Below are 18,537 nucleotides of genomic sequence, written 5' to 3' on the forward strand. Positions count from 1 at the left end.
ATTGCAGATGGTTTTTTTCGTTAAAGCCCCAGTTATGGGGGCTGTCTTTTGATCATCGCCACCAACCAACACATTGGCCTTCTGGTACTGGCCGTGATGGATTCAGAGACGCGAGACGTCGAATCCGTTCTCAGCGATTTCAAACGCTGCCTCAATACCTACGAGCTCTGGGCCGAAAGCTACATCAGCTTTTCGGCACTGGATGTCGATCAGGTATTCAAGGTCGGGGATGAGGTGGCACTCGTCGCGCCGATCAACCGCTCCATCCTGCCCAGCTCGGCCGTTGCGGCCTGCAAGCAGGACGGCACCCTGACCCTGGTGCACATGTTCCAGAGTTCTCAATTTGTACCCATCGGCAACACGCCAGTGGTGTTGCAAACCATCGACCCCAACGGTGGCCCCCTGGGCGACCCCATCAAAAAATTTATCGGCCCCAGTGGCATTCTGAAAATCACCGAGTGCGATCGGAACCAGAAGTACCGAGTCAATTTTTACCCCAACGTTTCTAAAGAACACTTCAAGGCCTTATATGCCTCCTATCAGTCGGTCATCACCTCGCTGGAGCACTGGCTGCGCACGGAGTGGCGCGCCACGTTCGGGCCACTGTGGAATAAATACTCCGAAGCAAACTTCCTCAAACGCTACCTCTTACTGCACCAGGCCTACGCCAAAGGGTTTGGCGATGCACTTGGCTCACTCTGGGACACGCTCAAACTGCTGTTTGAGTGGCTTACCCACCCACTGACATATGCCGAACAGCTGCTGCACTACCTGACCCAGGCCGAGTTCGGAAAGCTGCTGAATGTCAGCGCCGAAATGCTTGCGAAAGGTTTGCTGGTACTCAGTGATGAGCCTCTGCTGTTCATCTACCTGGCGGCAATGGTCAGTTGGATGCGGATGATGCCGCCGCCACTCATGAATGAGTTGCTGGGCTCGATCAGCCTTGAAGTGCTGATCAACGTGTTGCTGTGCCTTGCCACTGCCGGGATGGGCCTGGTGATACGCCTTGGCAGCAAGGTGCTGGGCAGCATCAAGTCTCATCGTGCGCGCCGGTGGCTGGAGCACATGGCCAAGCAGTTCGGAAAATCTCAGTTGGGTGAGCATGTTGAGGCGGCCAAGCCGATATTGCTCGGTAGCCCGGCAATCCAGATTCAGACGGTGCCAGTTGCGCCGTTAAAAGCTGGAGACAACCTGATTACGAACGCGGTGTCGATGGTTCGCAGCAAGACGCAGAAGACGGTGCTCGTGCGGCAAGAGTATGTCGATGATGTGCCTGTTGCTGCGAAAAATCCGCAGGGAGATGCGGCGGCGCCTGCGGATAAAACAGCCACCCATGGCTGCCCGGTGTCGATGGTCACCGGCGAAGAATTGCTCACCCTCACTGATGGCGCGCTGGACGGGATATTGCCGTTTGAGTGGACGCGGCTGTACCGCACCAGTGCGGTGGAAGTGGATTGCGGGTTGGGGTTTGGCTGGAGTCATGCGCTGGCACAGCGGTTGGTGGTTTCGGGTGATTCGGTGGTTTGGACGGATCATGAGAATCGATCGACTGCCCTGCCCCTGCCGACTGTGGCGCGACCGGCGATTACCAATAGCCTGGCCGAAGCGGCGATCTATTTGGGTGCCCTGCCCGATGAGTTGGTGCTGGCCCAGGCATCACGGTTTTACCACTTTCGCGATGGTGTACTGACGGCGATCAGTGATGCGTATGACAACCGGCTGCGGGTTATTCGTGATCGTTTGGGGCGGATTGAGCGGCTGGATAACGGCGCGGGTCGGTCGCTGTTTTTGCGCTATGAACTCGGTCGCATTGTGGCGGTTGACTATCAGGTTCATCGCGCCAAAAGCCGTGAGCCCTACGTCTGGGTAACGGAGCAGAACGTCGTTTCCTACGCCTATGACGACGCTGGCCGATTGGTTTCGGCGACCAATGCTGTAGGTGAAAGCGAGGTTTATCGGTACGACGAACAGCACGTCATTCTTGAGCGGCAGTTGGCCGGTGGGGCGAGTTTCTTTTGGGCGTGGGAACGGGCTGGCAAGGCGGCGCGCTGTGTTCGGCACTGGGCCAGTTTTTCGCAGATGGACACGCGGTATGCGTGGGAAGACGGCGGCAGGGTCACGGTTCACAACGCTGATGGTAGCCAGGAAGTGTATGTCCACGATCAGCGGGCGCGGCTGGTACAGCGGATTGATCCGGACGGTGCGGAGCATTTCAACTCCTACGACGACAAGGGTCGGCTGACGGTCGAGCAAGATCCGCTGGGGGCGGTGACGGCGTATCAGTATGACGACGCCGGACGTTTGGTGGCGTTGTTTCCGGGGGAGGATGAGCCGACTTCCTACGAGCATGACAACGGGTTCGTACGGGTCGTAAGGCGGGGTGAAGCGGTTTGGAAATATGAGCGTAACGAACAAGGCGACGTTATGCGTCAGACAGATCCTGACGGCCACATTACGGACTACATCTACGACAAATACGGGCAGCTGATTGGGGTTTGGTATCCGGATAACGGGTCTCATCGGCTGGTCTGGAATGAGCGTGGACAGCTCGTTGAGGAACAACTGCCGAATGGTGGGGTTAAGCGTTATCGCTATGACGATGTTGGACGACAAGTTGCGCGTGAGGATGAGCATGGCGCGCTGACGCAGTATCAATGGGACGGTGTGGGTCGGTTGGTTCGTGTCGTACTTCCAGGCGGTGCCACGCGGGAATTCAGCTACAACCCGTACGGAAAAATCACCTCTGAACGTAATGAACTGGGCCACGTCACCCGCTACGAATACGCCGACGGCCTGCACCTGATCAGCCGTCGCATAAATGCTGATGGTACCCAGGTCAACTACCGCTACGACAACGTGCGGTTACTGCTGACCGAGATCGAAAACGAAGTCGGCGAAACCTACCGGCTGGATTACCATCCCAACGGCCTGATCCAGCAGGAAACCGGTTTTGACGGCCAGCGTACGGCCTACGTCTACGACCTCAACGGCAACTTACTGGAGAAAACCGAACACGGCGATGACGGCAGTCAGCTAGTCACCCGCTACGAGCGAGACTTTTCCGGCCGCCTCGTACGAAAAACTCTTCCAGACGGTGGAGTGGTCGATTACGCCTACGACCGCCAGGGCAACCTCCTCAGCGTCGACGACGGCCATTGGGCGTTAGCCTACGAATACGATGCCCAAAACCGCCTCACCACCGACCACCAAGGCTGGGGCACCTTACGCTACGGCTACGACGCCTGTGGCCAACTGAAAAACCTGCGCCTGCCGGACAACAACCGCCTCACCTTCAACCACGACAAAGGCGGCCACCTCGCCACCGTCGAACTGAATGGCAAAACCCTCACCTCTCACCTGTTCAAAACCGGAAAAGAACGCCAACGCCAACAAGGCCAACTGCTCAGCCATTACGACTACGACGACCAAAACCGCCTGCACGCCCACGCGGTGACGCAAGAGGAACACAAGCTCTACCGCCGTCACTACGACTACGACAAATCCGGCAACCTCACCCGCCTGCTCGACACCCGTAAAGGCGAGCATCACTACCACTACGACCCCCTCGCCCGCCTGACTCGAGCGGATCACTCGCAAGACGTGCAAGAGCGCTTTGGCCACGACCCGGCCGGCAACCTGCTGATGCAAGACCGACCCGGTCCGGACATCGTGGCGGGGAATCGGTTGGTGATTCAGGGCGATCATCATTATGACTATGACGCCTTCGGTAACCTGATCCGCCAAAGACGCGGCAAGGGCCATCAACTCGTCACCGAGTATCGCTACGACTGCCAGCATCGGTTGATCGGCATCACCCAGCCCAACGGGCAAATCGCTAGTTATCGCTATGACCCGTTTGGTCGGCGGATCAGTAAAACCGTCGATGGGATAACCACTGAGTTTTTCTGGCAAGGCGACAAGCTGGTTGCGGAACATCACGCGGATCGGCATCGCAGTTATATCTACGAGCCGGACAGTTTCCGCCCGCTGGTCCTGCTGGAGGGCTTTGGTCCAAAAAATACCCAGCCGTTCCACTACCAACTCGACCACCTCGGCACCCCGCAAGAACTCACCGCCCCCGACGGCGAAATCGTCTGGTCCGCGCACTCCCGTGCCTATGGCCAGATCAGCCGCCTCGACATAAACAAAGTCGACAACCCGCTGCGCTTCCAAGGCCAATACTTCGACGAAGAAAGCGGCCTGCACTACAACCGCCATCGCTACTACAATCCAGATATTGGTCGTTACCTGACACCCGACCCGGTGAAGCTGGCCGGTGGGATCAACGCGTACCGGTACGCGCCCAATCCTACGGGGTGGGTCGATCCGCTGGGATTGAACACATGCCCCGGCGGTAATGGCTGCGCGCCAAGTATCATCGACAAAGAGCCGCCGGTAGGCGTTAACCACGCAGAGCCAGCTACACCACAAATGTCGCGTGCAGAGCGACAGGCGAGGATTGATGAACTTACAGAGGCAAACGCGTACAGGCGATTGGATGAGCTAGAAAAATTGACACCAGGCGCGCATTTCTTGGAAAAACACGGCGCCCAGACAACACTCGAATCTCAACTGGAAAGACTCCAAACAGCAAGGAACCCGACAACAGGAATTATCGAAGTCTATACATCAGGTCCGAATAGCGGTCAGCCTAAATACCCACCTGCCGCGACTAGATACCTCAGTCATAAGGATCAATTGAACGCTATATTTAGAGCACAGCTCATTTTCAGAAGAAACGGTCATGCCGCATCATTGAGACCCATGAACATGGAGAGGGTAATTGGCGATGGATATTCCGCCGATGGCATGCAGTACGGCCAAAAGCGCAACGCCCGAGTAATACTCAACAGCCAAGGCAACCCTAAAACAGCATATACGGAGTGAGAAAACCATGAAAAGTATGAAAAAAGAACCCAGCATGTCAATAATTCGCGGTTTATTATTCACCTATGATATTGAAAATACTGACGATCTAGAAAGAGAAAAGCTGATTGCATCAAAAGATATAAATAATGAAAAGGAGCTTTCAGAGCTTTTTGATGAGTTGACCAAACCTGAGTTTTTGTCATATACAAATATTGAACAGGAGTGGTTTATCGATTCGATCGACCACTATTTATCTATCAACGACAGCTTCGATTCTGTATTTAAAACGATGGCAACTTACTTCAGCACACCTGTATACGATCAAAGAGCGTTCATGCAGATACTCTTGAACCGTCTTACGGACTACAGAAGCACACATTGAAAGCCTCGATTGTTTTTTATAACCTCAACGTCATCTCGCAACGTTCATTGTTTGCCAGCGCAGTGCTTTACAGCGATCCCAGCCCCGTGACGAACAAGCCCGCTCGCCACAGGGTCACCGATCGGAATTAAATCCCCGCCAACGCCAAATCCATCGCAAAGTAAGTAAAAATCAAATCCGCACCCGCACGCTTGATCGACCCCAACGTTTCGCGCACCACCCGCGCCTCATCAATCGCCCCTGCCTGGGCACCAAACTTGATCATCGCGTACTCACCACTCACCTGATACGCCGCCACCGGCAAACGCGAGGCTTCACGGATGTCGCGGATGATGTCGAGGTAGGCACCGGCTGGCTTGACCATCAGCGCGTCTGCGCCTTCCTGCTCATCGAGCAGCGATTCGCGCACGGCTTCGCGGCGGTTCATGGGGTTCATCTGGTAGCTTTTGCGGTCGCCTTTGAGCGCGCTGCCGCCGGCTTCGCGGAACGGGCCGTAGAGGGCCGAAGCGAATTTGGTGGAGTAGGCCATGATCGGAATATGCGTGAAGCCGGCATCGTCCAGGGCGCGGCGGATCGCTTGGACTTGACCGTCCATGGCGGCGGACGGTGCGATCACATCAGCACCGGCGCGGGCGGCGGCCACGGCTTGCTTGCCGAGGTTGACCAGGGTCGCGTCGTTGTCGACGTGGGCGCCGTGCATCACGCCGCAATGGCCGTGGTCGGTGTATTCGCAGAAGCAGGTGTCGGACATCACGATCATTTCCGGCACGGCGTCCTTGATGATCGAGGACATGCGCGAGACCAGGCCGCGTTCTTTCCAGGTGTCGCTGCCGTTGGCGTCCAGGTGGTGGGACACGCCGAACGTCATTACTGACTTGATCCCGGCGCGGGCATAGCGCTCGATCTCAGCGGCCAATTTCTTTTCAGGAATACGCTGCACACCCGGCATGCTGGTGATCGGCACAAAGTCGTCGATTTCTTCTTCGACGAAAATCGGCAGTACCAAATCGTTGAGGGTGAATTCGGTTTCCTGGAACAAGCCACGCAGCTCCGGAGAGCGGCGCAGGCGGCGTGGACGGGCTTGGGGGAACTGGCTGGTCATGGCTGTCCTGAATAGCGGCAGAAATAGTTGGGGCGAAAGCTTATGCCCCTTGGCCCCGGCAGCACAAACGCCAAGGGGCCAACAGTGTATTGCGCAGCTCGTAACAATTCATTGATCTAGAGCTGTACTCGCCCTTCGATGCACACCGCAACCGCACCACCGACCCAGATTTCATCGCCATGGCGCTCCACGCGTATACGCCCGGCGCGCCCCATGGCCGTGCCTTGGCTGACCACGTAATAGTCGGGCGCCAGCCCCTCGCTCAACAGCCATTGGGCGATACCGGCATTCAGGCTGCCAGTGGCGGGGTCTTCCTGAGCGCCGTCGCCGGCGATAAAGCCGCGGACTTCGAAGTGCGTGTCCACGGCGTCGCGCGCCGGGTCACAAGCTGCAATGACGCCAATCGCCAGACCGTGCAGTTGCGAGTAGTCCGGGCGCAAAGCAAGCACTTGGTCACGATCGGCCAACATCACCGCCAGCCAGCCCGCGCCATTGTCGACCCATCGACTGCTCACGATGGCTTCGGGCGCCAGGCCCAAACCCAGGCGCACGCGCTCAAGCAGCGGTGCATCCAGCGGGCCGGTGCGCAACAACGGCGGCGCAATGAACGCCAACTCGCCGCCTTCACGACGGACACGCACCAGGCCGATTTCGCACTCCTGGATAATCTCATCGCCCTTCGGCACGCCGCCCGCCTGCAACCAGGCATGGCAACTGCCCAGCGTCGGGTGCCCGGCGAACGGCAGCTCTGTGAGCGTGGTAAAAATTCTTACCCGATAGTCAGCCCGAGGATCACGCGGCGTCAGCAAAAACGTGGTCTCGCTCAGGTTGGTCCAGTTAGCAAAATCGGCCATCTGCTGGTCAGTGAGGCTGTCAGCGCCCAGCACCACTGCCAGTGGGTTGCCCTTGAGCGAAACGCTGCTGAATACATCCAGTTGCTTGAAATCAAAAGTCGGCATGCTTCAACGCTCTAGGGTCACGCAGGTATGTTCAAGCCACGAATTACCGCCGGACGTGCGACAAAGCCGTCCAGCGCGCGCAGCACATTGGGAAAGTCGGCGATGCCAACCAGATCGCCGGACTCATAAAAGCCGATCAGGTTGCGAATCCACGGAAAGGTGGCGATGTCGGCGATGCTGTACTCGTCACCCATGATCCAGGTGCGGCCCAGCAAGCGTTTTTCCAGCACTTCCAGTAATCGCCGGGACTCGGCGACATAGCGATCACGCGGTCGTTTATCTTCGTACGCCTTGCCGGCAAATTTGTTGAAGAACCCGACCTGGCCGAACATCGGGCCGATACCGGCCATCTGGAACATCAGCCATTGAAGGGTTTCATAGCGGGTGGCCGGGTCTTCGGAAAGCAGCTGGCTGGTTTTTTCCGCCAGGTAAATCAGGATCGCACCGGATTCGAACAACGCCAGCGGCTGACCGCTCGGGCCGTTGGGGTCGATGATCGCGGGAATCTTGTTATTGGGGTTCAGCGACAGAAATTCCGGGGACAACTGGTCCTGGGTCTCGAAACTGACCTTGTGCGCTTCGTAGGGCAGGCCCAGTTCTTCAAGCATGATCGACACTTTGACGCCGTTGGGCGTGGGCAGCGAATAGAGCTGCAAACGCTCCGGATGCTGGGCGGGCCATTTGCTGTTGATCGGGAAAGCGGCGAGTGCATTCATCGGGAAATCCCCAGGCGGAAAGTCCCCATGATAGCCACCCCACCGCCGTCCTGCATGGGTCATCATTGCGCAACATAACCACGCTATCGTGCGCGCAGGCGAACCAAAATGCCGATATGCACTCTTAAGTGCGCCATTACGGTGAAAGGAGACACCCTGTTACATCGACACGGAAAAACCGCAGGACGCCGGATGCGTCGCTGGGTCCCGGCTTGTCCGCCTTAATCCGATGCACTGAAGACTCGAACCTAATGACAATCAAGCCTCTGTGCCTTGCGCAACGCCTCAAACGTTATTCATACATCATGTTGCCGCTGCTTTTGGCAGGCGGCGCCATCGGCCTGAGCCTGGAGTCGCGCATCAGCAGCGCTGGCCCGGTGGATGGCGTGCAAACCCTGGTATTTCTGCGCCACGGCGAAAAACCCGTCGGCGGCCTCGGCCAGCTCAATTGCCAGGGTCTGAACCGCGCAATGAACCTGGCCACCGTGCTGCCGGAGAAATTCGGCAAAGCCAATTTCGTGTTTGCGCCCAACCCGACGCGGAATGTCGAGGAAGGCGAGCACGATAATTCCTACAGCTACATTCGACCACTGATGACCATCAGCCCCAGCGCGATCAAGCTGGGCCTGCCGGTGAACATCAAATTCTCGGCCAACGACACCAGCGCCCTCGCCGACGAACTGGTGGAAGACAAGTATCACAACGCGATCATCTACACCGCCTGGTCCCACGGCTACCTGCCGGAATTGATCAACAAAGTCGCCAGTGAGGCTTCGGGTGAAAAACACACCATCACCGACGATTGGTCGGGCAGTGACTTCGACACGCTGTATGTGCTGACGCTGACCTGGCACAACGGCAAGGCGTCGCTGCTGAGCCGCAACTACAAGCAAGGCCTGGATAACGGCCAGCAGACATGCCCGGATGCAACTCAGGTCAGCGCAGAAATCTGAAGCCGGCGCGGCACAAGCGTATGATGCGTCGCTATTGAATCATCTGCGGATCAGCACCATGCCCAACCTCCTCTCCACCCAGCCCAACCGGGGCTGGTCGTTCTGGTGGAAACCAGCGCTGTTCCTGCTGGTGGCCTGCATCGGCCTCTACTACGTGAAATGGTCGCCCTACTATCTGAAGGCATTCGTCGCGGCGGATAACCACAGCATCGGTGCCTCGATTCTCAATGACCAGCAAACCGCGCCCCTGACCGCCGCGCTGGCCTACGCCCAGGTGTATTTCCTGGCGATCTGGAAAGCTGCCGTGCTGGCGGTGATTCTGGGTTCGCTGCTGCAAGTGTTGATTCCCCGCGACTGGCTGCTGCGCCTGTTTGGCCGTGCCGGGCTGGGTTCGACCCTGCGCGGTGGGCTGTTCGCCCTGCCGGGGATGATGTGCAGTTGCTGCGCGGCACCTGTGGCGGCGGGCATGCGCCGTCAAAACGTGTCGGTGGGTGCGGCGTTGGCGTTCTGGATCGCTAACCCGGTGTTGAATCCGGCGACGCTGGTGTTCATGGGCTTTGTATTGGGCTGGGGCTTTACCGCATTGCGGCTGGTGGCGGGGATTGTGCTGGTGGTCGGGGTGTCATTGGTGGCACAGCGCATTGCCCGGCCCGATCAGGTGCCCGAAGCCGCATTGAACGCGGTCGCCGACGCCAGCCTGAGCGAATCGCAACCGTTCCTGAGCCGCTGGTTGCGCACCTTGTGGCAGCTGTTCTGGAGCACGATCCCGATCTACATCATTGCCGTGCTGGTACTGGGCGCCGCGCGGGTCTGGCTGTTTCCCCATGTCGATGGGGCCATGACCAACAGCCTGATGTGGCTGGTGCCACTGGCAATCGTCGGCACGCTGTTTGTGATTCCTACAGCCGCCGAAATCCCTATCGTACAAACCATGATGACCCTGGGCATGGGCACCGGCCCGGCCGTGGCCTTACTGATGACCCTACCGAGCGTGAGCCTGCCGTCACTGTTGATGCTGCGCAAGGATTTCGATGCGCGAGTGCTGGTGACGGTGGCCGTGCTGACCATGGTGGTGGGCGTGGCGTGCGGGTTGATCGGGGCGGTCATCCTGTAGATTTCGGGTGAGGTTCAAGGCGCTTTCGCGAGCAAGCCCGCTCCCACATTTGACCGCGTTTACCCTGTAGGAACGTGGTCGAAATGCCGGGACGGGCTTGCTCGCAAAGAGGCTCGTAACCACCGCTGATTATTCTGACTTACCACTGCGCTCGCGCAAGTACTCCACCACGGCGCCCTGCTCGCCCGCAAACTCGATCCGCGCACCTTTGCGTTCTCGCTGAAAGGCATACATCGGGTCGTAATACTCACGCAGCAAACCTTCGATCCACACCCGGTGCAGGTCCACGGCACCACTGCGGGCCTGTTCCGCCAGGGCATCTTGCAAGATCGCCTGCAGCCGCTGGAAGCGCTCGCCACCCAGGCGTTTATGGATATTGGCCAGGCTCTGCGTCAAGCGCTCGGCGAACAGTGCCTGACCGTTTTCGCCAAACACCTGAATGAACTCGGCGCAGAGGTCGACCACATAATCCCGCAGGATTCGTTCTACGCGGCCTTCAACGCTGTCTTCCAACCACACCATCGAAAACGTCTGCATGCTCTGGTGCAAGGGTAACGGCAGCGCACAGCTGCCGATCATGCGGCTTTCGTCCTCGACCACGAATTGCTCGATACCACCCGCGCGTTTTTTCAGCAGGTCCACAGCCAAACGGTTTTCGAAGTCGATGTTGGACGGCTGCGCGGTGGCGCGCTTGCCAAAGCTGGAGCCGCGATGGTTGGCGTGGCCTTCCAGGTCCAATGCGTTGCGCAATTGGCCGAGCACTTCGGTCTTGCCGGTGCCGGTCATGCCGCCAAGCAGCACAAAATCACAATGCGCAGTGGCCTGCTCCAGCGTTTCCAGCAGGAAAGTACGCATGGCTTTGTAGCCACCGCCGACTCGCGGGTACTCGATACCGGCTTCGGTCTTCAACCATTGCTGCACGATCTGCGAACGCAGCCCACCGCGGAAGCAGTACAAGTAGCCCTCAGGGTTGGCCTCGGCAAACTGCGCCCACTGTTCAATACGTTCGGCCTTGATCGCGCCGGACACCAGTTCATGCCCCAGCACGATAGCGGCTTGCTGGCCTTGCTGTTTGTAACAGGTACCGACCCGCTGGCGCTCGTCGTCGGTCATCAGCGGCAGGTTGACCACACCGGGGAATGCGCCTTTGGTGAACTCGATCGGCGCGCGGGTATCCATCATCGGCCGGTCATTGAGGAAGATGTCGCGGTAGTCGGTGATGTCAGTTGCCATCAAAACACCTCTACCGCGTGGGTCTGTCGCTCAACCAGTTCGCCGATGGGCTCAAGGCTCAGGCCCAGTTCGGCGGCCACGGTGTGGAATTCGGCGTCGCCTTCGGGGGTAACGGCGATCAGCAGGCCGCCGCTGGTTTGCGGGTCACAAAGCACGCGCTTGTGCAGTTCTTGCAGGCGCCCGAGCTTGCTCGAATAACTGTCGAAGTTGCGCAAGGTGCCACCGGGCATGCAGCCCTGATCGAGGTAGTCCTCGATCCCGGCCAGGCGTGGGACCTTTTGGTATTCGATGCGCGCCGTGAGACCACTGCCGTCAGCCATTTCCACCAGGTGACCCAACAGACCGAAACCAGTGACATCGGTCATGGCGGTTACGCCGGCCAACTTGCCGAAACGACTACCAGGTTTGTTGAGCGTGCACATCCAGTCTCGGGCCAGGCCGATATCCGCTTCGCGCAGTTTGCCCTTCTTCTCGGCAGTGGTGAGGATACCGATGCCCAGAGGCTTGGTCAGGTACAGTTTGCAGCCGGCAGTGGCGGTGTCGTTACGCTTCATGTGGCGTTTTTGCACGATGCCGGTGACGGCCAGACCAAAGATCGGCTCTGGCGCATCAATGGAGTGCCCACCGGCCAACGGAATGCCGGCGGCGTCGCACACCGAACGGCCGCCACGGATGACTTCGCGGGCAACTTCCGGCGCCAGTACATTCACTGGCCAGCCCAGAATGGCGATGGCCATCAACGGGTCGCCGCCCATGGCGTAGATGTCGCTGATTGCGTTGGTGGCGGCAATACGGCCGAAGTCGAAGGGATCATCGACAATCGGCATGAAAAAATCGGTGGTGGAGACCACGCCGCGCTCGTCATCGATGGCGTACACCGCCGCGTCGTCGCGTGAGGCGTTGCCGACCCACAGGTTGGGGTCGAGGTTCTGTGCGCCGCTGCCGGCAAGAATCACTTCCAGCACTTGCGGTGAAATCTTGCAGCCGCAACCCGCGCCGTGGCTGTACTGGGTGAGGCGAATCGGCTCGTTCATGGTGGACCTCAAGGTAACAAGTGCGCAGATTCTATCAGACAGCAAAAAGCCGGCTGGGCGCTTGTGAGCTCAGCCGGCTTTTTGTGTTTCTGGCGTTACTGCCTCGCGGCGAGCAAACGCTGGTGGCGATTACGTCGTGCGATGTTCAAGCACTCAATCGCTGCCGAGAACGCCATGGCCGCATACACGTAGCCTTTTGGCACATGGGCGCCGAAGCCTTCGGCGATCAGCGTCATGCCGATCATGATCAAAAAGCCCAGGGCCAGCATGACCACGGTCGGGTTGTCGTTGATGAACTTGGCCAGCGGTTCAGCCGCCACCAGCATCACGATCACCGAAACCACCACAGCAATGATCATGATCGGCAAGTGCTCGGTCATGCCCACGGCGGTGATGATGCTGTCGATGGAGAACACCAGGTCGAGCAGCAGGATCTGGCCGATGGCCGCGGCGAAGCCAATGGTCACGGCATTGCTGACGGTTTCTTTCGCCTCTGGCTCGGGGTCCATGCTGTGATGGATTTCGGTGGTCGCCTTCCACACCAGGAACAGGCCGCCGGCGATCAGGATCATGTCCTTCCACGAAAACGCCTGGCCGAAGATTTCGAACACCGGCGCCGTCAACTGCACGATAAACGCGATAGTGCTCAACAGGCCCAGGCGCAATACCAACGCCATGCTGATACCAATGCGGCGTGCCTTGGCCCGATGCTTCTCGGGTAATTTGTTGGTGAGAATCGAGATAAAGATCAGGTTGTCGATGCCCAGCACGATTTCCATCACGATCAAGGTGGCCAGTGCGATCCAGGCGGTGGGGCTGGCGGCCAGTTGTAAAAGGTAATCCATAGGTCAGTCCTGACGTTGTGCTGGGAAGTTAGGCTTCTTTGCTGTTCGATTCGGGTTCTTTTTCTTCCTGATCATCCTTTTTTTGCGGGCTGATCAAGCCTTGTGTCGCTTCACTCAATGCCTGCTCGGCGGCCTTATGGGTGTCATCGATGGCTTGCTTGGCGGAATCAGTGGCCTTGCCGAGCACTTGCTGGGCGCTTTTTTCCACCTGATCACAGCCGCTGACCACTATCAATGAAAGCGCAAGCAAAGACGCGGCGCCCAGGGAATTGAGTTTCATGATGTATTCCTCGTTAGAACCAGCGGGTCCAAATAGTGGCCCCTCGATAGCGAGGCATTCTATGCAGGCGAACAGTTCAGGAAAATTCGTATTTTTCTGACGTATACTTCGTTTTTTACGAAGTGTAGACCGTGATGCTCAATTACCGACAACTGCATTACTTCTGGGTAGTGGCCAAGACCGGCAGCATCGTGCGCGCCTGTGAGCAATTGAACCTCACGCCGCAGACCATCAGCGGTCAGATCAGTCTGCTTGAGCAAACCTTTGGTATCGCGCTGTTTCAACGCGTCGGGCGCCAGTTGGAACTGACTGAGGCCGGGCGCCGCGCCCTGCCCTACGCCGAGCAGATGTTCCAGACCGGTAATGAGCTGGAGGCGTTGCTGCGCGCAGAGCCAAACGAACAGCAGATCCTGTTCCGGGTCGGCGTCGCGGACGTGGTGCCTAAATCCATCGTGTACCGGCTGATCGCGCCGACCATGGAGCTGAGCGAACCGATCCGCATCACCTGCCGCGAAGATAAACTCGACCGCCTGCTGGCCGACCTGGCGATCCAGCGCCTGGACTTGGTGATTTCCGACAGCCCCATGCCCACACACCTGGACATCAAGGGCTACAGCCAGAAGCTGGGTGAATGCGGTATCAGTTTTTTCGCCACCCAGGCATTGGCTGACAGGTATGGCGGCGATTTCCCACAATGCTTGCAGGGCGCACCGCTGTTGATTCCGGGAGCCGAGACGGTGGTGCGCAGCCGCTTGCAGCGCTGGTTTGCCGAGCAGAAGATCCAACCGAAGATCATCGGCGAGTTCGACGACAGCGCCTTGATGCAGGCATTCGGGCAATCCGGCAGCGGCATTTTTATTGCCCCCAGCGTGATTGCCGATGAGGTGGTGCGCCAGTATGGCGTGGCACTGATGGGCCAGACCGATGCGGTCACCGAGTCGTTTTACGCGATCTCGGTGGAACGCAAAATCAAGCACCCCGGCATTGTGGCGATTACCGAAGGGGCAAGGCGCGAGCTGTTTACCGCCCTGCCCTGAGGGTTCAGGCGTGGGATGCGACCGGTTGCCTGGCGGTCATCAGCCACAGCGCCAGCAAGATCGACACCAGGATAAAACCGGACGCCGCAAAACCCAGGCTGCCAAGGCCGAGGGTGTCGATCACATGCCCGCCGACCATTGCGCCCAAGCCGATCCCAAGGTTGGCGCCAGCAATATTCAACGACGCGGCAAACGCCGGGGCATGGGGCGCGGCCTTCATCAACCGCACATGGCTGACCAGGAACATCGCCGCCTGGGTCACGCCCCACACGGCCATCGCCGCCGCCAGGCCAATCGTTGAGTGAATTGCCGGAACCAAGGCCACCATGCCTGCGATCATGAACCCGCAGAACACCATGGAGGCGATCAAGGGGTGGCGATCCACTGCGCGCCCGCCCAGGGAGTTGCCGAGTAGGCCGACCGCGCCAAAGCCCATCAGGCACCAGCCCACCAGGGTGCCGTCGAACCCGGCCAGGCGCTCGAGGATGTCGGCCAGGTAGGTGTAAGCGGTGAACATGCCGCTGAACACCAGGATCGACAGCAGAATATGGCCTTGCATCACCGGGTTGCGCAGGATCTTGAACTGCGAGCGCAGGGTGACTTGATCGTTCTTCGGCTTAGTCACCGGCAGGTAGATAAACAGCAGCAACGCCTTGGCCAACGCCACCACGGCGAGGATCGCGAACGCGGTGCGCCAGCCGAACATGTCCGAAATCAATGTGCCCACTGGAATGCCGAACACGGTGGCGCAGACGATGCCAAAGCCAATCTTTTCGATGGCGCGCCCGGCGTATTCAGGGCCAACGATATCCACTGCGGTTTCACTGGCCAAGGCCCAGAACACCGGCAGCCCCAACGCGGGGATCAACCGTGCCACTGCCATCACCCAAATATTCGGCGCCAGCGCGGCCACCGTATTGGCCACGCCAAACATAATCAGAATGCTGATGAACAAACGCTTGCGCCCAAAGCGCGCGAAGTACGCCGTGAGAAATGGGCCAAACGCCGCCACGGTAAAGGCAAACAAGGTCACCAGCAGCCCGGCCTGGGACACGGTGACATCCAAGTCCCGGGCAATGGACGGCAACAGGCCGACGATAATGAATTCTGTGGTCAGCACGGTGAAGCCGGCGGCCGACAGCAGCAGGATGGGAAACAGCATGAAAACTCCAGAAACGACGACATCAACGACAGCCCGAGGGGCTCGCTGACGGATAGGAAAGGTGAGAGGCGAGAATGTTAACAGAGTATGTCGGGATTTGGCCAAGGCCCGCAGGCGCGGGTGACCGAATGCCGCATCGCACGGAACACTTTGTACAGCGTGCTAGACTCCGCGCCCCGCGCCCTACAGCCCGTTATGCGTGCGCCGCTGTGCCTTCAAAAAAATAGAGACATGTGTTTATGACTGCTGCCCCTTCCCTCCTGCAACGACTGGCTCGCGTCAGCCTGGTCACGCAAATCATCCTCGGCCTGGTCGCCGGCATCCTTCTCGCGTTGTTCGCGCCAGAGGCGGCCAAGGCCACCGGTTTTATCGGCAAGGTGTTTGTCGCCGCGCTCAAGGCCGTGGCGCCGATTCTGGTCTTCGTGTTGGTGATGGCATCGATTGCCAGTCATAAACACGGCCAGGAAACCCATATCAAGCCGATCCTGTTTCTGTACCTGCTGGGCACGTTCGCTGCCGCCGTGGTCGCAGTGATTGCCAGCACGTTGTTCCCCTCGATGCTGGTGCTCGCCACCCACGATGCCAGCGTCAGTGCGCCCGGCGGCATCGGCGAGGTGCTGCAAAGCCTGTTGCTCAGTGTGGTGGATAACCCGGTCAGCGCACTGATGAACGCCAACTTCATCGGCATTTTGGCCTGGGCCATCGGCATGGGCATCGCGATTCGTCACGCGGGTGAAACCACCCGCACCGTGCTGGAGGATTTGTCCAACGGCGTGACACTGATCGTGCGCATGGTGATTCGCTTCGCACCGCTTGGCATCTTTGGCCTGGTGGCCTCAACCCTGGCCACTTCCGGCTTCGGCGCCCTGCTCGGCTACGTTCACCTGCTGATGGTGCTGGTCGGCTGCATGCTGTTCGTGGCGCTGGTGGTCAACCCGGCCATCGTGTTCTGGAAACTGCGCCGCAACCCGTACCCGCTGGTGCTGATGTGCCTGCGTGAGAGCGGCATCACCGCTTTCTTCACCCGCAGTTCGGCGGCGAATATTCCGGTGAACCTGGCGCTGAGCAAACGCCTGGGCCTGCATGAAGACACCTACTCGGTGTCAATTCCGCTGGGCGCCACCATCAATATGGCCGGTGCGGCCATCACCATCACCGTGCTGACACTCGCAGCGGTTCATACCCTCGGCATTGCCGTCGACCTGCCGACCGCCGTGCTGCTCAGCGTAGTCGCGGCGATCTGTGCGTGTGGGGCGTCGGGTGTGGCCGGTGGCTCGCTGCTGTTGATTCCACTGGCGTGCAGCCTGTTTGGTATTCCCAGCGAAGTCGCCATGCAGGTGGTGGCCGTCGGTTTCATCATCGGCGTGCTGCAGGATTCGGCGGAAACCGCGCTCAACTCGTCCACCGATGTGCTGTTTACTGCTGCGGCGTGCCTGGGCAAGGATGAGCAATTGGCTTAACCGTCAGGCATGAAAAAGCCCGGGGCGTTCGATCAAGAACAACCCCGGGCTTTTTTTATGGGCTTAGAAAGCGCCCATGTAATCACGCTTGCCCACTTCCACACCGTTGTGACGCAGCAGAGCGTAAGCGGTAGTGACGTGGAAGAAGAACTGCGGCAGGCCGTAGGTCAGCAGGTAGGACTGGCCGCTGAAGCGCTTTTCTTTCGGCGTGCCTGGGCGGGTGATGATCTCGATGCCTTCCTTGCCGTCGATTTGCTCAGGCTTGATGGTGTCGACAAATGCCAGCACCTTGGCGATCAGTGCTTGCAGGTCGGCGAAGGTCACTTCGCTGTCTTCGTACTTCGGCACTTCGATCTCGGCCAGGCGCGCGGAAACGCCTTTGGCGAAGTCGACAGCGATCTGGACCTGGCGCACCAGCTGGAACATGTCCGGAAACAGACGCGCCTGCAGCAAGGCGTTTGGCTCGATGTTCTTGGCGGTGGCGTGGGCTTCGGCTTTGTTCAGCACATCGCTCAGGGCGTTGAGCATTTGCTTGAAGACCGGGATGGAGGCGGCGTACAGGGAAATAGTCATGAGAGTCTCACGGTAATGGCAGGGTTTGGAACCAGCGGCGATTATAGACATGCCAGCCGCGCGTGCCGCTTGTCTTTTATTTTTTCAGGATTAGGCTAGTGGATTCACTGCATAGGGAAAGCGCGATGACCGCCGAGCACGACACCGAGACCCCTGAGCCGCGCCTGAACAGCACGGAAATCCGCATCCTGGGCTGCCTGATCGAGAAACAGGCGACCAATCCGGAAACCTACCCGCTGACCCTTAACGCCCTGGTGCTGGCGTGCAACCAGAAGACCAGCCGCGAACCGGTGACGAACCTCAGCCAGGGCCAGGTCGGCCAAAGCCTGCGCGCGCTGGAAGGCCAGGGTTTTACCCGCCTGGTGATGGGGAGCCGCGCCGACCGCTGGGAACATCGCGTGGACAAGGCGCTGGAGCTGGTGCCGGCCCAGGTGATCCTGATCGGGCTGCTGTTTCTGCGCGGGCCACAGACGGTCAATGAACTGCTGACTCGCAGCGGGCGCATGCATGATTTTGAAGACGCCGAGCAAGTCGTACACCAGCTGGAGCGTTTGATCGCGCGCGGGCTGGCGGTGCTGGTGCCGCGTCAGGCCGGGCAGCGCGAAGACCGTTATACCCATGCGCTGGGGGACCCGGCGGATATCGAGGTGATTCTGGCGGCACGGGGGAATCCGGTGGAGCGGTCGACGGGGGCGGTTTCTCTGGATCGTATCGAAGAGCTTGAGTCCCGAATCGCAGCGCTTGAAGAACGCCTGGCACACCTGGAACAGGCATAACTCGATCAACAATGTGGGAGCGGGCTTGCTCGCGAAGTCGGT

Annotated in this window: 16 protein-coding genes; 7 read left to right on the top strand and 9 right to left on the bottom strand. The window is 59.1% G+C overall.

The features are described 5' to 3' along the window. The first annotated feature begins 96 nt into the window (after nt 1-96). Both AC19YS_RS20955 and AC19YS_RS20960 read left to right on the top strand, forming a co-directional pair. Nucleotides 97-4,887, top strand: coding sequence for an RHS repeat-associated core domain-containing protein (locus AC19YS_RS20955; protein WP_500602596.1), 4,791 nt, complete (start codon nt 97-99; stop codon nt 4,885-4,887). A gap of 16 nt (nt 4,888-4,903) precedes the next feature. Beyond that, a complete protein-coding gene (locus tag AC19YS_RS20960) occupies nt 4,904-5,251 on the top strand; it encodes a hypothetical protein (RefSeq protein ID WP_179678463.1) in 348 nt (115 codons plus the stop codon). Between the two features lie 127 nt (nt 5,252-5,378). Here AC19YS_RS20960 and hemB read toward each other — a convergent pair whose 3' ends face one another. The 3 genes from hemB to AC19YS_RS20975 form a co-directional block, all read right to left on the bottom strand. Continuing rightward, nucleotides 5,379-6,353: a porphobilinogen synthase gene (gene hemB / locus AC19YS_RS20965; RefSeq protein ID WP_124416977.1), complete on the bottom strand. Its 975-nt coding sequence runs from the start codon at nt 6,351-6,353 to the stop codon at nt 5,379-5,381. Nucleotides 6,354-6,469: 116 nt separating this feature from the next. Further along, nucleotides 6,470-7,312, bottom strand: a complete 843-nt coding sequence (locus tag AC19YS_RS20970; RefSeq protein WP_200624904.1) for a PhzF family phenazine biosynthesis protein — start codon at nt 7,310-7,312, stop codon at nt 6,470-6,472. A gap of 17 nt (nt 7,313-7,329) precedes the next feature. Next, on the bottom strand, nt 7,330-8,028 hold the full coding sequence (locus tag AC19YS_RS20975) for a glutathione S-transferase N-terminal domain-containing protein (RefSeq protein WP_119739452.1): 699 nt from the start codon (nt 8,026-8,028) through the stop codon (nt 7,330-7,332). A 251-nt stretch (nt 8,029-8,279) separates the two neighbouring features. On the opposite strand from AC19YS_RS20975, the gene AC19YS_RS20980 reads away from it, so the two are divergent. Then, on the top strand, nt 8,280-8,981 hold the full coding sequence (locus tag AC19YS_RS20980) for a histidine phosphatase family protein (protein WP_200624903.1): 702 nt from the start codon (nt 8,280-8,282) through the stop codon (nt 8,979-8,981). A 58-nt stretch (nt 8,982-9,039) separates the two neighbouring features. After that, nucleotides 9,040-10,095 carry a permease gene (locus AC19YS_RS20985; RefSeq protein WP_500602555.1) on the top strand — a complete coding sequence of 352 codons (1,056 nt, stop codon included), beginning with the start codon at nt 9,040-9,042 and terminating at the stop codon, nt 10,093-10,095. 129 nt (nt 10,096-10,224) lie between these two features. On the opposite strand, the gene mnmH is transcribed toward AC19YS_RS20985, so the two are convergent. The 4 genes from mnmH to AC19YS_RS21005 all read right to left on the bottom strand — a co-directional run bounded on the left by mnmH (nt 10,225) and on the right by AC19YS_RS21005 (nt 13,487). Further along, complete coding sequence (gene mnmH / locus AC19YS_RS20990) at nt 10,225-11,328, bottom strand: tRNA 2-selenouridine(34) synthase MnmH (protein WP_500602556.1); 1,104 nt, start codon at nt 11,326-11,328, stop codon at nt 10,225-10,227. After that, entirely contained in the window at nt 11,328-12,362 is a 1,035-nt protein-coding gene (gene selD, locus AC19YS_RS20995) for a selenide, water dikinase SelD (protein WP_169366304.1), read from the bottom strand. Before selD ends, mnmH begins: the two co-directional genes overlap by 1 nt. A 95-nt stretch (nt 12,363-12,457) precedes the next feature. Beyond that, nucleotides 12,458-13,207 carry a TerC family protein gene (locus tag AC19YS_RS21000; RefSeq protein WP_106580101.1) on the bottom strand — a complete coding sequence of 250 codons (750 nt, stop codon included), beginning with the start codon at nt 13,205-13,207 and terminating at the stop codon, nt 12,458-12,460. A gap of 28 nt (nt 13,208-13,235) precedes the next feature. Continuing rightward, on the bottom strand, nt 13,236-13,487 hold the full coding sequence (locus tag AC19YS_RS21005) for a hypothetical protein (RefSeq protein ID WP_124416972.1): 252 nt from the start codon (nt 13,485-13,487) through the stop codon (nt 13,236-13,238). 134 nt (nt 13,488-13,621) lie between these two features. Here AC19YS_RS21005 and nhaR point away from each other — a divergent pair, with 134 nt between their 5' ends. After that, the gene (nhaR, locus tag AC19YS_RS21010) at nt 13,622-14,524 is read left to right on the top strand and encodes a transcriptional activator NhaR (protein WP_106580099.1); all 903 of its coding nucleotides are present in this window, start codon (nt 13,622-13,624) and stop codon (nt 14,522-14,524) included. Between the two features lie 4 nt (nt 14,525-14,528). On the opposite strand, the gene AC19YS_RS21015 is transcribed toward nhaR, so the two are convergent. Continuing rightward, complete coding sequence (locus AC19YS_RS21015) at nt 14,529-15,686, bottom strand: MFS transporter (protein ID WP_124416970.1); 1,158 nt, start codon at nt 15,684-15,686, stop codon at nt 14,529-14,531. A gap of 239 nt (nt 15,687-15,925) precedes the next feature. Here AC19YS_RS21015 and sstT point away from each other — a divergent pair, with 239 nt between their 5' ends. Then, complete coding sequence (gene sstT, locus AC19YS_RS21020) at nt 15,926-17,146, top strand: serine/threonine transporter SstT (protein ID WP_200624900.1); 1,221 nt, start codon at nt 15,926-15,928, stop codon at nt 17,144-17,146. Nucleotides 17,147-17,209: 63 nt separating this feature from the next. On the opposite strand, the gene AC19YS_RS21025 is transcribed toward sstT, so the two are convergent. Then, nucleotides 17,210-17,719 (bottom strand): DUF1993 domain-containing protein, encoded by a 510-nt coding sequence (locus AC19YS_RS21025; protein WP_053255427.1) that lies wholly within the window; start codon nt 17,717-17,719, stop codon nt 17,210-17,212. Nucleotides 17,720-17,844: 125 nt separating this feature from the next. Between AC19YS_RS21025 and AC19YS_RS21030 the strand changes: the two genes are divergently transcribed. Then, nucleotides 17,845-18,495 (top strand): YceH family protein, encoded by a 651-nt coding sequence (locus AC19YS_RS21030; RefSeq protein ID WP_106580096.1) that lies wholly within the window; start codon nt 17,845-17,847, stop codon nt 18,493-18,495. Nucleotides 18,496-18,537 lie beyond the last annotated feature (42 nt).

This window comes from Pseudomonas sp. MF08831, from assembly GCF_059862645.1.